The organism is Streptomonospora halophila (genome assembly GCF_039542725.1).
GTDB lineage: Bacteria > Actinomycetota > Actinomycetes > Streptosporangiales > Streptosporangiaceae > Streptomonospora > Streptomonospora halophila.
The window spans coordinates 14,738-29,912 of record NZ_BAABIK010000044.1; the positions used below are offsets into that span (position 1 = coordinate 14,738).

At 73.9% G+C, this 15,175-nt stretch carries 11 protein-coding genes; 5 read left to right on the plus strand and 6 right to left on the minus strand.

The annotated features are described in order from the left end of the window. The first annotated feature begins 60 nt into the window (after nt 1-60). Both sigK and ABEA15_RS23780 read left to right on the plus strand, forming a co-directional pair. Entirely contained in the window at nt 61-636 is a 576-nt protein-coding gene (gene sigK / locus ABEA15_RS23775; protein ID WP_345559214.1) for an ECF RNA polymerase sigma factor SigK, read from the plus strand. Next, nucleotides 633-1,694 carry an anti-sigma factor gene (locus ABEA15_RS23780; RefSeq protein WP_345559196.1) on the plus strand — a complete coding sequence of 354 codons (1,062 nt, stop codon included), beginning with the start codon at nt 633-635 and terminating at the stop codon, nt 1,692-1,694. Before sigK ends, ABEA15_RS23780 begins: the two co-directional genes overlap by 4 nt. A 1,453-nt stretch (nt 1,695-3,147) precedes the next feature. On the opposite strand, the gene ABEA15_RS23785 is transcribed toward ABEA15_RS23780, so the two are convergent. Together ABEA15_RS23785 and acnA are read right to left on the minus strand one after the other, a co-directional pair. Beyond that, nucleotides 3,148-5,742, minus strand: coding sequence for a serine/threonine-protein kinase (locus ABEA15_RS23785; RefSeq protein WP_345559198.1), 2,595 nt, complete (start codon nt 5,740-5,742; stop codon nt 3,148-3,150). Nucleotides 5,743-6,106: 364 nt separating this feature from the next. Then, nucleotides 6,107-8,842, minus strand: coding sequence for an aconitate hydratase AcnA (gene acnA, locus ABEA15_RS23790; protein ID WP_345559200.1), 2,736 nt, complete (start codon nt 8,840-8,842; stop codon nt 6,107-6,109). 463 nt (nt 8,843-9,305) lie between these two features. On the opposite strand from acnA, the gene ABEA15_RS23795 reads away from it, so the two are divergent. Further along, entirely contained in the window at nt 9,306-9,623 is a 318-nt protein-coding gene (locus ABEA15_RS23795) for a hypothetical protein (RefSeq protein ID WP_345559202.1), read from the plus strand. A 22-nt stretch (nt 9,624-9,645) separates the two neighbouring features. Here ABEA15_RS23795 and ABEA15_RS23800 read toward each other — a convergent pair whose 3' ends face one another. Both ABEA15_RS23800 and ABEA15_RS23805 read right to left on the minus strand, forming a co-directional pair. After that, nucleotides 9,646-10,578 (minus strand): LLM class F420-dependent oxidoreductase, encoded by a 933-nt coding sequence (locus ABEA15_RS23800; protein ID WP_344148686.1) that lies wholly within the window; start codon nt 10,576-10,578, stop codon nt 9,646-9,648. A gap of 162 nt (nt 10,579-10,740) precedes the next feature. Beyond that, nucleotides 10,741-12,045, minus strand: a complete 1,305-nt coding sequence (locus tag ABEA15_RS23805) for a class I SAM-dependent RNA methyltransferase (RefSeq protein ID WP_345559204.1) — start codon at nt 12,043-12,045, stop codon at nt 10,741-10,743. 248 nt (nt 12,046-12,293) lie between these two features. Here ABEA15_RS23805 and ABEA15_RS23810 point away from each other — a divergent pair, with 248 nt between their 5' ends. Next, on the plus strand, nt 12,294-12,977 hold the full coding sequence (locus ABEA15_RS23810; RefSeq protein ID WP_345559206.1) for a potassium channel family protein: 684 nt from the start codon (nt 12,294-12,296) through the stop codon (nt 12,975-12,977). A gap of 1 nt (nt 12,978) precedes the next feature. Then, complete coding sequence (locus ABEA15_RS23815) at nt 12,979-13,650, plus strand: potassium channel family protein (protein ID WP_345559208.1); 672 nt, start codon at nt 12,979-12,981, stop codon at nt 13,648-13,650. Nucleotides 13,651-13,738: 88 nt separating this feature from the next. On the opposite strand, the gene ABEA15_RS23820 is transcribed toward ABEA15_RS23815, so the two are convergent. Together ABEA15_RS23820 and ABEA15_RS23825 are read right to left on the minus strand one after the other, a co-directional pair. Further along, nucleotides 13,739-14,734, minus strand: coding sequence for a DUF3159 domain-containing protein (locus ABEA15_RS23820; RefSeq protein WP_345559210.1), 996 nt, complete (start codon nt 14,732-14,734; stop codon nt 13,739-13,741). A gap of 256 nt (nt 14,735-14,990) precedes the next feature. Continuing rightward, nucleotides 14,991-15,175: hypothetical protein (locus ABEA15_RS23825; protein WP_345559212.1), on the minus strand; the 185-nt coding region annotated here is incomplete at its 5' end.

Genomic DNA, 15,175 nt, shown 5'->3' on the forward strand with positions numbered 1-15,175 from the left:
CGGGTGGAGCAGGCGATACCGGCGCAGCCGCCGCGCCGCGCGCAGGGGCCCGAAGGCGAGGTGAGCGGCCGGGACGGTCCCGACGGCGAGCACCGGCTGGTCGGGTTGCTGCAGCGCACCGCGTTGGGCGAGCTCGACGCCTTCGAGGCGGTCTACCGCGAGCTGGCCGGCCCCGTCTTCGGCCTCGTCCGCCGCGTCATGCTGGACCGCGCCCAGGCGGAGGAGGTCACGCAGGAGGTGTTCACCGAACTGTGGCGACTGTCCGCGCGCTTCGACCCCGAGCGGGGCGGAGTGCGCGCGTGGGTGCTGACGCTGGCCCACCGCCGCGCCGTGGACCGGGTGCGCTCCGAGCAGTCGGCCACGGCCCGCATGGAGGTCGCCGGGCGCATGGCCCCGGAGTCCTCCCCTCCCGACGACGTGGCCGAGCAGGTGGAGCACCGCCTGGAACGGGAGAAGGTGCGCCGGTGCCTGCGCCGGCTGACCGACATGCAGCGCGAGACGGTGCGGTTGACCTACTACACCGGCTACACCCAGCGCGAGGCGGCTGAACTGCTGGGGGTGCCGCTGACCACGGTGAAGGGCCGACTGCGCGACGGGCTCATCCGGCTGCGCGACTGCCTGGGGGTGATGGTGTGAGCCTGCCGGAGCGCGACGTGCACGGGCTGACCGCGGCGTACGCGGTCGACGCCCTGAGCGGTGAGGAGCGCGAACGCGCGCGGACCCATATCGAGGAGTGCGCCGACTGCCGCCGCGACCTCGCCGAGTTCCACGCCACAACGGTGCGCCTGGCCTACGCCCAGGCCGAGCCGCCTCCCCAGGCCGTGTGGGAGCGGCTGCGCGCGGCGGTGCCCAACGTGCGCCGGCTTCCGCCGGAGACGGAGGACTCCCGGCCGTCCGCGCCTCCCGGAGCGGGAGGAGGCGCCGGCGCGTCCGACGGCACCGGCACCCGCGAGAGCCGGGAGGCCGCGGGTGGCATGGAGGACGTTGAGCGCTCTGCGGCCCCAGTGGGCCGTGGGCGTCGTGCGCGTGCTGAGGGCACGACGGCGGCGGAGGGCACGACGGCGGGAGCCGGTGAGGACGTCCGAGGGGGACACGCGGACCAGGAGGGCCGAGAGGGCCGAGAAGGCCGAGTTGGACAGGGTGACCGAAGTGGCCGGGGTGGCCGAGAGGGTCGGGGCGACCAAAGAGGCCGCGAGGGCGCGGGCGACGCTCGGGTGGTCGACATGGCCGGCCGCCGGCGCCTGCGGAAGCGGTTGCCGTGGCTGATGTCGGCCGCCTGCGCGGTGATCGCCCTGGCACTGGGAGGCGCGGTGCTGGTGATGGGCCAGCGCATGCAGGAGATGAACGAGCACACCGCCAAGGTCGAGGCGCTGCTGGCCGCATCCGACACCCACATGGAGGAGCAGCCGGTCACCCAGAGCGGGGCGGAGGCGACGGTGTTCACCTCCGAGAGCAGCGACATGGTGATGATCATGGTCAAGGGCCTGCCGCCCACTCCCGAGGGCATGGGCTATCAGATGTGGTACGTCGACGACTCCGGGATGCGCTCGGCCGGGATGCTGGAGCGCTCGGGCGACGGCATGTACTCGGGCATGGCCGGCGACCTGGGCCCGGCCGAGCAACTGGGCATCAGCCTCGAACCGGCCGGCGGCATGCCCGAGCCCAGCGGCGAGCCGATGAAGGTGGAGCTTTAGCGGCTTCTCCACGGCGGTGACCAGCGGCGCCGAGCCGGACTCCTCCAGCCCCGGCGCCGCTCGTCGTCGCCTGCCGAAGGCCGGCCGAGCCCGGTGCCCGGCGACCACCGGTACCGGCGCCCGGCGGCCGGCCGAGCAACGAAGAGCAGCAACAGCATCAATCGGCCACGCCCCGCGACCACCGCTACTGGCGCCCGGCGGCGGGCCGCACGACGAAGAGCAGCAACGGCATCAATCGCCCAAGCCCCGCGACCACCGGTACCGATGTCACGCGGTTGCACACCCGACGAGGCAGCAACGCCACCCGATGGCCAGGCCCCGGCGACCACCGCTACCGGCGCCCGACGGCCGGCCGAGCAACGAGGCGGCGAAGACGACCGGCGGACAAGCCCGGCGACCACCGGTACCGATGTCACGCGGCCAACCGCACAACGAAAAGCGGCAACAGCATCAATCGCGCAAGCCCCGCGACCACCGCTGCCGACCCCGCCGGTGACCCGAGCAACGGAAAGCAGCAGCAAGGGCGACACGTGGCCACCCCCGGCGACATCGGTACCGGCGCCCGGCGGCGGGCCGCACGACGGAGAGCAGTAAGGGCGGGCCGGGGACAGCGTTGCGGCCACGACCCCGTCGGTTGGACCGATCCCGGTTTCCGCACACCGCACAGATTCAGGCAATTCGGTCATACCGACCTACAGAACCTCCCCGCAGCACGCACGAGCCGAATCCATCCAGCATGGCGACGCCCTCACACCGCCAACATTCCGCAATACGAAAAACCGCGTGACCATTTGCCCGATTTGCCCAATACTGCAGTCGCCACAGACACCCCTACGGCGACGAGACAGCGCAAACCAGCGCTCAGAGGCCCCTGAGAGGTGCATCAGAGGCATCTCGTCGCCACCGATGTCGACCCAGGGCCTTCTAGGTGGGGCGCATTCCGGACACTCGAACTCATATCACCCCGCTCGAAGGGCGGTGCGGCACACCAGTGCGCCGCCATAAGGCTTAGGGCAGATTCGTCGCCATTTCGGTCACGTGCCCATCCCAAATATCCAATCCGCCCCACCGAATCTGCCCTCAGCGGCCGATGACGGCAGTCTGGCGCTGGCGCGCTCTTGCCTATGTGGTGACCGCAGACCCCACCACCCACAGCCCTCGCCGCCCCCGACGCCCGCCCAACCCGCGACCACCCCAACCGGTCCACGCAGGCGCCACCACCCACCGCCTTCGCCTCCCCCGTCTCCCGCGCAACCGGCGCACACCCTCAACCGATCACCACAGGCCCCACCACCCGGCGCCCTCGCCGCCCCCGACGCCCGCCCAACCCGCGAACACCCGAACCGACGACCGCAGACCCCACCACCCACGACCCTCGCCGCCCCCGCAACCGGCGAACACCCACCACCCACACCGTCAGACCGAGCCACCGCCGGTGCGGTCGGCTCGGCTGTTACAGGTGGCAGGCGCTGCGCACCGACTGGAGCTCGGCGCGGATGCGTTCGAGGCCCTGGCCGAGCCGTTCGGTGTGGTCGCGTAGCTGGTGGAAGCGCGCCTGGGCCGCCTGAACCGCCGTGGGGAAGCCCTCCCGGGGACCGCTGAACAGCCCGACGGTCCAGGCGACGATCCGCGACAGCAGCCAGGTTCCCAGCACGACGATGCCCAGGCCGACCGCGTCGTAGGAGTCGGGAGCCTCCAGTGACACGGCGACTTCCAGGACGATGACCGCCGCGGCCAACACCAGCACCAGCAGCGGACTGCGGCCGATCCACGCCTTGGCGCGATGCAGCCGGGTTTCGCGGGTCCAGCGTGCCGCGGCCGCCTCGCGCTCCCGGTCGGCCTCGGCGAGCGCCGACCTCCACTCGGCGGTGCGCACACCGCTTTCGCGGGCCGCACCCGTAAGCGAAGCGACGGTCGCGGCGATACCCGCTCGGGCGGCCGGGTCCTGCTCGCGCGCGACCGCGCCCCACAGCGCGGCGTACCACTCCTCCACCTCCGCGTGGCCGCCCGCGTCCGGGCGCATCGGGCGGTCGGGGTCCAGCAGGAGGGAGAGGATGAGCGCGGAGTCGACGGCGGCGTGCTGCGCCAGGCGCGGCACCGCGTCCTCCAGCCGGCGGCGGAAGCCGCTCGCGGCCCGCTCGGCAGCCGCGAGGCCGTCGGCCAGTCGGCGCAGGTCAGCCGATCCCGGGGCATCGTGCAGGGCCAGCAGGCGCAGCACCTCCGGGCGGGCCAGGAGCAGCAGTTCGTTGTCCGGCGGCGCGCCGGTGAACGCCGGCCTGATCCGGGCGAAGCGCTCGCGCAGGTCGGCGAAGCCGGCGGGACGACCGCGGAACACCGGCGGCAGATCCGGGCGCTGCTGGGCGACGAACCAGGCGACGGCGCGGTTGGCGTCCTCGGGGCGGCGGCGGAAGATCGATCGGTCGGTGGACGTGTCGCCGACGTCGTCGACCATCCACGCCTGCAGCGCGGCGCGCTCCTGCTCATCGCTGAAGACGCCGACGGCGGCCGTCCAGTCGGTCTGCATGGCGGCGGCGAGGTCCCCGGGGTCGGTGCAGCGGTGCCCGGCGAACCAGTACGGCGGCACCCCGTCGAACCCGCCGCGGTCGAGGTCGGCGACGGTGCCGCCCGTACGGCCGGGCGGACGGGCCGGAGGCGCGGGGTTCCGACCGCCGAACACGTCGGAGTCGGAAGCGGCGGAACCGGAAGCCGGAGCAGGCGGCACCGGAGCAGCCGGGACCGGGGAAGGCGGACCGTGCGAGGCGCCCGCCGGGCTCGACGGTCCGGGCTGCGAAGGCGAACCGGGTGCTTGCGGGGCCCCGCCGCCGGGTGCCGCGCGCGTGCCGCCCGGGGCGAGGCCGGTGTAGAGCAGCGTGCCAGATCTCTCCTCCGGCCTTTCGCGCCCCACCGGCCTTGCCGGCTCTCCCGACCCGTCCGGATCTTCCAGCTCTCCCGACCCGTCCGGCTCTTCCAGGCCTTCCGGTCCGCCCCCGCCTCGGCCGGCGCCCTGGGCCGGTGCCGCGTGCGCGGCCTCGGCGCGCGCGGTCTCCACCCGGGTCGCGCCGTCCCGGGCGCCCTCGACCCGCGTGCGCTCCTCGCTCCCCACGCGCGTGGCCGCCTCCGCCTGCGCAGCGGCCACTCCCCCGGCCCGCGCGGCCGCGTCCGCCTCCACCCGTGTGGCCTCCTCGGGCGGCGCAGGCGCGCGCTCGGCGCCGGTCCGCTGCGCCCGCTCCCCCGCCGGCCCCGGCACGGACGTGCCCAGCAGCATGTCCAGCAGTCCGCGCGCCTCGGGGCGGCGGGCGGGGTCCTTGTCCAGGCACGCGAGCACGACGGGCAGCAGCGGTTCGCCGAGGTCGCCGGTGTCGGGCTCGCCGGTGAGCACGCGTGTGGTCCGGGCGGCCTGGGTGGGCGCGGCGAACGCCTCGCGCCCGGTCGCCGCGTAGACCATCGCCGCACCCCAGGCGAACACGTCCACGGCCGGAGTGAGCCTGGCACCTTCGAGCTGCTCAGGGGCCATGTAGCCGATCGTGCCGACGATGCCGCTGGCGGTCATCGACGTGGCCTCGATCGCGCGGGCGATGCCGAAGTCGATGACCCGCGGACCGTCGCCGGCCAGCAGGATGTTGTCGGGCTTGAGATCGCGGTGCACGACGCCCGCGCCGTGGATGGCGGCCAGGGCGGTGGCGGTGGCCACGGCCAGCCGGTGCAGGTCGGCGCCGCGCCGCGGGCCGTTCGCGCGCACGTCGGCTTCCAGGGTCGGCCCGTCGATGTACTCCGTGGCGATCCAGGGCTGCTCGGCGCCGGGGTCGGCGTCGAGGATCGCGGCCACGCAGAAGCCGCTCACCCTGCGCGCCTGCTCCACCTCGGCGGCGAAGCGGCGGCGCATGTCGCCGTCGCCCGCCCACGTCGCGTGCAGCAGCTTGACCGCCGCCCGCGTGCCGTCGTGCCCCTCTGCGAGGAAGACCTCGCCGAACCCGCCGCGCCCCAGCGGTTCGATGAGCCGGTACCGACCGGCGAAGCGCTCGCTGTCCCCGGTGCCGCCCTCGCTCATGCCGTCCTTCCCGCCGACTTCTCCGCTGCTTGGACGACATTATCGGTGCCTCCGGATCGCGCAAGGCGGATGCGCCGGATCTCACCGCAGGACCGCGTGACAGACACAGCCGCACCCCCGACCCGCGGGCCTGCGGCCCTCGGCCCCACCCCCGCCGGCCCGCTGCGGCTCCCGCACACACGTGGGGCCGCCGCCCGTCTGCGACGGTCGGCGGCCCCGCGGGCGTCCCGGCGCGCCCCGCCGGCTGCCGCCGGGCGGAGCGCCCCTACCGCCCGCCCTGCCATCCCCGGCCGGGTGTTCGCCGGCCGAGTCCTCCTCGACCGGCTCCTACGCGCTTTACGCGCCCGGCTGCTCGTTCACGGCCCTACTCGCTGATGAGCTGCCGCAGCACGTACTGCAGGATGCCGCCGTTGCGGTAGTAGTCCGCCTCGCCGGGCGTGTCGATGCGCACGTCGGCGTCGAACTCGATCCCGGTGTCGGTGGCGACCTTGACCGTCGACGGCGCCCGGCCCTCGTTCAGCTCGGTGATGCCGGTGATGGTGAAGGCCTCCTCGCCGGTGAGCCCGAGCGAGTCGGCCGACTGCCCCTGCGGGAACTGCAGGGGCAGCACCCCCATGCCGATCAGGTTGGAGCGGTGGATGCGCTCGTAGGAGCGGGCGATGACCGCGCGCACGCCCAGCAGGCTCGTGCCCTTGGCCGCCCAGTCGCGCGAGGAGCCCGAACCGTACTCCTTGCCGCCCAGCACCACCAGCGGGGTGCCCTGGGCGGCGTAGTTCTGCGCCGCGTCGTAGATGAAGGTGACGGGCGCGTCGGCGGGGTCCTCGGCCTGGGTGAAATCGCGGGTGTAGCCGCCCTCGGTGCCCGGCGCGATCAGGTTGCGCAGGCGGATGTTGGCGAAGGTCCCGCGGATCATCACCTCGTGGTTGCCGCGCCGCGAACCGTAGGAGTTGAAGTCCTTGCGCTGGACGCCGTGGTCCTTGAGGTACCGGCCCGCCGGGCTGTCGGGCTTGATGGCGCCGGCCGGCGAGATGTGGTCGGTGGTGACCGAGTCGCCGAGCTTGGCCAGCACCCGGGCGCCGGCGATGTCGGTGACCGCCTCCGGGGCGGCGCCCATCCCGTCGAAGTACGGCGGCTTGCGCACGTAGGTGGAGTCGGTGTCCCACTCGAAGGTGTCGCCGGTGGGGGTGGGCAGCGACCGCCACCGCTCGTCGCCGGCGAACACGTCGGAGTAGGCGCTCTCGTACATGTCCGAGGCGATCGCCGAGCGCATGACCTCCTCGATCTCCTCGGGCGCGGGCCAGACGTCGGCCAGGTAGACCGGCTCGCCGTCGGATCCGGTGCCCAGCGGCTCGGTGGTGATGTCGACGTCCATCGAGCCGGCCAGGGCGTAGGCCACCACCAGCGGCGGGGAGGCCAGGTAGTTCATCTTGACGTCGGGGTTGATCCGGCCCTCGAAGTTGCGGTTGCCGGAGAGCACCGAGGTGACCGCGAGGTCGTTGTCCTGGACCGCCTTGGAGATCTCCTCGGGCAGCGGGCCGGAGTTGCCGATGCAGGTGGTGCAGCCGTAGCCGACCAGGTTGAACCCGAGCTTGTCCAGGTACGGAGTCAGCCCCGAGCGCTCGTAGTAGTCGGTGACGACCTTGGAGCCGGGGGCAAGCGAGGTCTTGACCCACGGCTTGCGGGTCAGGCCCTTCTCCACCGCGTTCTTGGCCAGCAGGGCGGCGCCGAGCATGACCGAGGGGTTGGAGGTGTTGGTGCAGGAGGTGATCGCGGCGATCACCACGCTGCCGTGGTCCAGCTCGGTCCGGGTGCCGTCGGCCAGGGTGACCGACACCGGGTTGCTGGGGCGCTGGCCGTTGACGGGCCGGGCCGGGGCGTCGGATGCCGGGAAGGACTCGTCGGAGGCCTCGTCGACCGGGCTGATGACGTAGTTCTGGACGTCGTGGCGCCAGGCGGGCTTGGCCGCCGACAGCGCGATCCGGTCCTGGGGCCGCTTCGGGCCGGCGATGGAGGGTACGACGTCGCCCAGGTCCAGCTCCAGGTACTCGGAGTAGGCCGGCTCGCGGGAGGTGTCGTGCCAGAGGCCCTGCTCCTTGGCGTAGGCCTCGACCAGGCGGGTCTGCGACTCCGGCCGGCCGGTCAGCGTCATGTACCGGATGGTCTCCTCGTCGATCGGGAACATCGCCGCGGTGGAGCCGAACTCCGGGCTCATGTTGCCGATGGTGGCGCGGTTGGCCAGCGGGACCGAGGCCACGCCGTCGCCGTAGAACTCCACGAACTTGCCGACCACGCCGTGCTCGCGCAGCATCTCGGTGACGGTGAGCACGAGGTCGGTGGCCGTCGTTCCGGGCCGCAGGGTGCCGGTCAGCTTGAAGCCGACGACCCGCGGGATGAGCATGGAGATCGGCTGGCCGAGCATGGCGGCCTCGGCCTCGATGCCGCCCACGCCCCAGCCGAGGATGCCCAGGCCGTTCTGCATGGTCGTGTGGGAGTCGGTGCCCACACAGGTGTCGGGGTAGACCTGGCCGTTGCGGACCATGGCCACGCGGGCCAGGTGCTCGATGTTGGCCTGGTGCACGATGCCGGTGCCGGGCGGGACCACCTTGAACTCGTCGAAGGCGGTCTGGCCCCAGCGCAGGAACTGGTAGCGCTCGCGGTTGCGCTCGTACTCGATTTCGACGTTGCGCTCGAAGGCGTCGGGGCGGCCGAAGAAGTCGACCACCACGGAGTGGTCGATTACCAGCTCGGCCGGAGCCAGCGGGTTGATCTTGCCGGGGTCGCCGCCGAGGTCGCCGACGGCCTCGCGCATGGTCGCCAGGTCCACCACGCAGGGCACTCCGGTGAAGTCCTGCATGATCACCCGCGCGGGGGTGAACTGGATCTCCTGGGTGGGCTGGGCCTGCGGGTCCCACTGGCCCACGGCCCGGATGTGCTCGGCGGTGACGTTCGCGCCGTCCTCGGTGCGCAGCAGGTTCTCCAGCAGCACCTTCAGGCTGTAGGGGAGCCGCTCGGCGCCGTCGACGGCGTCCAAACGGAAGATCTCATACGACTCTTCGCCAACGCGGAGCGTGTCACGGCTGCCGAAGCTGTTCGCGGACACGGTGTTTGCCTCCTGATCTCGCCACTTTCTCCCGGCATCCTGCCGTAACGCAGGGGCCGGGACATCACTGAGGCTGCCCTAATCGAGATGGCCCTGAGTGCGCCTGCGGCACCACCCCACGGCACGCCGGTTTTCCCGTTCTACCAGCGATGTCGGCCCGGCCCCCCGCGCCGCGCGCGTACGGGCGCCGGCACGCGGCACTGCTGCGCGCGCAGGGCGGCCGGTCCGTCCCTGATTCCTACCGCCTCAATTTTATCTCGATATCAAGGTATCCGAGCGGTATCTCGACATCAAGTTAACGTGGCGCGAAAGGCCGGGGCCGGACCGGGAACCCCGCCCCGGGTGCGGCGCGTCATAGAGCCGGTACACACCGGGCCGGTGCGCGGACCCGACACCGGCCGCCGCGAGCGGAGTCCGCACCGTGCGCGCTCACGAGCCCACCCCCACCCGAGGAGCCCCCGCGATGCGCTCACTGCGCGACCTGGCCATCTTCATCCTCTGCGGCAGTGCGCTGATCGTCTGGGGGATCATCACGCTGCTCTCGCCCGGCGCCGTCGAGGTCGCCTCCGCCGGATCGCCCTACTGGACCATCCCGCTGGGCGCGGCGATGCTCGCGGCCGGGCTTGCGCTGGACTCCCGCGCCCGGCGCCGCCGCTCCGCCGCGGCGCGAACGCCTGGGCCGGTGCCGCCGGCGCGGACGGAGCGGCCCGAAGCCGACGCTGCGGCGCCCGCCGAGGAGGGGCCCCGGGGTCCCGAGGGCACCGCTCCTCCTGCGGGCTGAGGACGGATCGCCCCCGGCCGGACTACTGCAGCTGCCGGGAGACCTGCGAGGCGAGCAGTTCCAGGTGGTCGAGGTCGGACAGGTCGAGCACCTGCAGGTACATCCGCTCGGCGCCGATCTCGGTGAACCGGCCGAGCTTCTCGACGATCTCAGCCGGGCTGCCCGCCAGCCCGTTGCGGCGCAGCTCCTCGGGCGCGCGCCCGATCGCCGCCGCCCGGTGCTCCACCTCGGCCTCGTCGCGGCCGCAGCAGACCACCTGGACCGCGGAGTAGGTCATCGCATCGGCGCGGCCGGCCGCCTTTACCGCCGAGCGCACCCGGTCGAAGGCCGCCGCGGTGTCCTCGATCGAGGCGAAGGCCACGTTGTACTCGTCGGCGTGCGCTGCCGCCAGCCGCGGGGTGCGGATGCGCCCGGTACCGCCGATGAGCACCGGCGGGCGCGGAGCCTGCTGCGGCTTGGGCAGCGCGGGCCCTTCGCCGAAGCGGTAGTGCCGCCCCTCGTAGCGGAACGTCTCGCCCACCGGCGTGGCCCACAGCCCGGTGATGACGTCCAACTGCTCCTCGTAGCGGTCGAACCGCTCCCGCGCCGAGGCGGGGAAGGGGATGCCGTAGGCCGCGTGCTCCGGCTCGAACCACCCGGCGCCGAAGCCGAACTCCACACGGCCGTTGCTCATCCGGTCGACCTGGGCCACCGAGATGGCGAGGGGGCCGGGGTGGCGGAAGGTGGCCGCGCTCATCAGCGTTCCGAGGCGCACGCGGGAGGTCTCGCGCGCCAGTCCGGCGAGGGTGACCCAGGAGTCGGTCGGCCCGGGCAGGCCGTTCCCGCCGCCCATCCGCAGATAGTGGTCGGACCTGAAGAAGGCCTCGAACCCCAGGTCCTCGGTTGCCTTTGCGACCGCCAGCTGCGTCTCATACGTCGCACCCTGCTGCGGTTCGGTGAAGATCCTCAAGCGCATGGGGACCATTCTCGTGCCGGCGGCCGCAAAGGCCGAACCGCAACGCACGAAGTACCGGCGCCGCTTCGGCACCGTGCGGACGCGCCGCGCGCACGCGCTCGACGCATACTCGGCGCACGCCCGCGCCGGGCCGGCTCCCCGGAGCGCTTCGACCTGCGGCGCTCAGTCGCGGCGCAGCACCGCCAGGCACTCCACGTGGTGGGTCATGGGGAAGGAGTCGAACGCGCGCAGCCCGGTCAGCTCGTAGCCCTCCTCAACGAACGCCGCCAGGTCGCGGGCCAGCGTCGCCGGGTCGCAGGAGACATAGGCCACCCTGCGGTTGCGCAGCTCGGAGAGCTGCCGCGCGACCACCGGGCCCGCGCCGGCGCGCGGCGGGTCCAGGACCGCGAAGTCGACCCGCATGTCCACCCACTCCCGCAGCTGCGCGGCGGTGTCGGCGTGCTCGACGCGCGCCCACGGCATGTCGCGCAGGTTGTGGCGGGCGTCGCGGACGGCCTCGGCGTCGCTCTCGACACCGAGGACGCGCCCCTCGGAGCCCACCGACTCGGCCAGCGCGGCGGTGAACAGTCCGGCGCCGCAGTAGAGGTCCAGTCCGGTCTCGCCCGGCTCGGGGGCCAGCGCCTCGACGACCGCCTCCGACAGCACCTCCGCCGCCGACGTGTGCACCTGCCAGAACCCGGCGGCGCTGACACGGAACTCGCGCCCGCCCGCGTTCTCGCGGATGTGGCGGCGCCCCCGCACCTGCTGCACCCGGCCGTTGCGGAAGCGCCGCAGCACCGCCGCCGAGGCCTTGGGCTCGGGCAGCGGGGGCAGCTTGGCGCCTTCGGGGGTGACCACCAGCGCGGTGTCGCGCGTGCCGGCAGAGGCCACCGCCTCGACCTCGCGCACCTTGGGCCACTCCAGCTCGGCGACGCCGAGCGCGTCGACGCGGGGGTGGGCGATGCGGCAGTGGTCGATGGGCTCGATCTCGTGGGAGCGGTGCCGCCGCAGCCCCGCACGGCCCGCGGAGTCGACGGCGAAGCGCACGCGGGTCCGCCAGCCCAGGCCGTCGGGCGCGCCGGGCAGCTCCTCCACCTCGACGTCGCGGTCGATCTTGGCGATGCGGCTCAGCTGCTCGGAGACGACCAGCCCCTTGAGCCTGCGCTGGGCCTCCAGCGACGCGTGCTGCCAGTCGCAGCCCCCGCACCTGCCGGGACCGGCGAACGGGCAGGGCGCCTCGACGCGGTCGGGCGAGGCCTCCAGCACCTCCACGGCGTCGGCGCGCAGGAACCGCGAGGCCTCCTCGGTGATCCGGGCGCGCACCAGCTCGCCGGGCAGGGTGTGGCGTACGAAGACGACGCGCTCGTCGTGGCGCGCCACGCACCACCCGCCGTGGGCGACGCCCTCGACGCGCAGCTCCAGTTCGGTGCCGACGAGGCCGGACGCGGAGGCGCGCACGGCGGCGTTCGGATTTCGGGCAGGGCTCAACGCAGACGACCTCCGGGAGAGACGGGTGGGTGACGGGTGAGTTCGGGCTTCGCGCGGGTGACCCCCCGCGCAGCGCCACCGCCCATCTTCGGGCCACTCTAGCCGAGCGCGCGGACCGGACGGGGCCCTGCGAGCTGCGCGGCGCGCGCGACCGCGGCGCCCGCGGGCCGCGCGATGGGTATACCGTCGCCCAGGGGCCGGGCGGCGGCCGTGCCCGACCCGTGAGCTAGGGCAGGAGCGAGTTGGCAGTGCACATCGTGATCTTGGGATGCGGGCGGGTGGGGTCGACGCTCGCGCACACGCTGGAGGACCGCGGCCACACGGTCGCCGTGATCGACCAGGCCCCCGACGCGTTCCGCAGACTGCGGCCGGCCACCGCCAAGGCCGCCGTGCGCGGCGCCGGCCAGGACCGCGACGTGCTCGTGGCGGCGGGCATCGAGACGGCCTCCGCCTTCGCCGCGGTCAGCAGCGGCGACAACTCCAACATCATCACCGCACGGGTCGCACGCGAGACCTTCGGCGTCGAGAACGTCGTGGCGCGCATCTACGACCCGCGCCGCGCCGCCGTCTACCAGCGGCTCGGCATCCCCACAGTGGGCACCGTGCACTGGACCGCCGACACCATCCTGCGCCGCCTGGTGCCCGGCTCCGCCGGCCTGGACGTCGGCCCGCTGTGGCGCGACCCGTCGGGCAGCCTGGTGATGACCGAGGCCCCGCTGGCCACGCCGTGGGTGGGCCGCCGGGTCGAGCAGCTGGAGGGCGCGTTCCCGCTGCGGGTGGCCTACCTGGTGCGGGCCGGGCACATCCTGCTGCCCCGGGGCGACGAGACGCTGCAGGCGGGCGACGTGCTGCACGTGCTGACCCGCTCCGCCGACATCGACCGGATCCAGGCGCGCCTCGGCGAGGGCGCCGACGACAGGCAGGGAGACTAGGATGCGCGTCGCCATCGCCGGAGCGGGCAGCGTCGGGCGCTCCATCGCCGCCGAGCTGAGCGACAGCGGACACGAGGTGCTGCTGATCGACCGCGACTCCCGCTCCATCGGCGTGGACGAGCTGCCGCGGGCGGAATGGCTGCTGGCCGACGCCTGCGAGCTGGCCTCGCTGGAGGACGCACGGCTGGACGACTTCGACGCCGTGGTCGCCGCCAGCGGCGACGACAAGGTCAACCTGGTGGTGTCGCTGCTGGCCAAGACCGAGTTCGGCGTCGGCCGGGTCATCGCGCGCATCAACGACCCGCGCAACGAGTGGCTGTTCACCGAGGCGTGGGGGGTCGACGTCGCCGTGTCGCCGCCGCGGATGATGGCGGCGCTGGTCGAGGAGGGCGAGGACGGGGAGGATCCCGGGGAGGCGCTGAGCGCGCTCTCGCTGCCCGAGACCGACCTGCTGGAGTTCACGCTGCCCGCCGACTCCCCGCACGCGGGGCGGCCGCTGGGCGGACTGGCGCCGGCCCTGCCGGAGGGCATCGTGCTGGTGGCGCTGGTGCGCGAGGGCCGGGTGCACACGCCCGACCCGCAGACGCCGCTGCGCGGCGGCGACGAGCTCGTCTTCCTCAGCAGCGCCGAGTCGGTCGAGGAGCTGGGCGCCCTGCTGGAGTCCGAGCTCTGACCAATGCTCCCGGCCGGCGCCCTGCGCAGCGGGCGCCGGCCGCACCCGCGTGGGCCGCTCGCCGCGGACGGATCCGCCCGGGCGCGCGCTAGTCGGCGGGGCGGGGGCGGCTCGGCGGTGTCGCCGGGCCGGCGTGCCCGGCCGCGCCGTCGCCGCCGTCCGCGGGCGCCTCGGCGGCCTCGGCCGATCCGGTCTCGACCGGGGTGCGCCCGCGCGCCAGCAGCCACACCATGCCCGCGAACGCGGCCACCTGCAGCGGCCAGCCCATGGCGACCTTGGCGATTCCCAGCAGCGCGAACGTGCTGGCCACGCCGTAGTGCTCGGAGGCCCACAGCGGCAGCTGCACCGCGACGCGCACCACGCACGGCGCCACCAGCAGCCAGGTCAGCCGGGAGCTGAGCCGCACCACGGCGGGGTTGGCGCGCCAGGCGCCGACGTCGCCGGTGACGGCGCCGATCAGCAGGCCCATGGCCGGCCAGCGGATCAGGATCGTCAGGGTGAGCACGACCGCGTAGACGGCGTTGTAGATGATGCCGGGCAGCGCGAAGTCCTCGGCTTCGCCGCTGCGCAGCGCGAAGAAGGCGGCGATGCCCATGCCGAAGAGGCTGTTGACCACGAACTGCACCGAGGACCGCTGCGCCAGGCGGACGGCCCCCAGCCCGAGTGCCAGCGCGAAGCCGAGCCCCAGGGCCAGCCGCAGGTCCTCGACGGCCAGGTAGGACAGGGTGAAGGCGAGCGTGGGCACGGCGGTCTCGACCATGCCGCGCTTGCCGCCCAGCGCCTTGGACAGCTGCGCGCGGACCACGGCCTCGACGGTCTGCTCGGAGACCTCCGTGGGCGCGCCTTCGTCGCCTCCTTTGCCGTCGCCTCCTTTGCCGTCGTCGGCGGTGCCGGGGTCGGCCGGCCGCTCGCCGGAGCCGGCCCCGCCGTTCTCGGGCCCGTGCAGTACGGCGGCGACCTCCTCCTCGGAGACCCGCGCACGCCGCGCCGACGGTGATCCGGGAACGCTGTCGGCGTCCGCCGCGGTTTCGGACCGGCCGCCGCTGGTTTCGGCGGCCTCGGCGGCTCGCTGCTGGTCGGTCATAAGCTCCACATTCCGGCGTCGGCTACGCCCTCCACCCTAGGACAACGCGTCGGGGGTCTTCAGCGCTCCGCAGCGGTACGCCCGCGTACGCCCCCTATGTCCAGCGGATACAACGCGGGGAGGACGCGGATACCGGCGGAGATGCACGGCGCCGCGCGCCGACGCGCCGTCGCGGCGGCGCACCGGGACTGCGGCGGCCGCCTCCGGCGGGCCTGTCCGGAGGCGGCCCCTCGACCGCAGTGGGCGCGTGCGGAGGTCACCCTCCTCCGCGCTTGTCCACGACCACCGCGGCGAGCAGGAGGCAGCCCGCGAGCGGAACCAGCGCCGGCGGCACCGCCCAGGTCACCGCCGCCGTGGCGGCCAGCGCCGCCACGAGCAGGGCCGAGCCCGCCGGATCGGCCGCCGACCGCGCCAGGGCCGCGCGCAGCGCGCCGCGCCCGC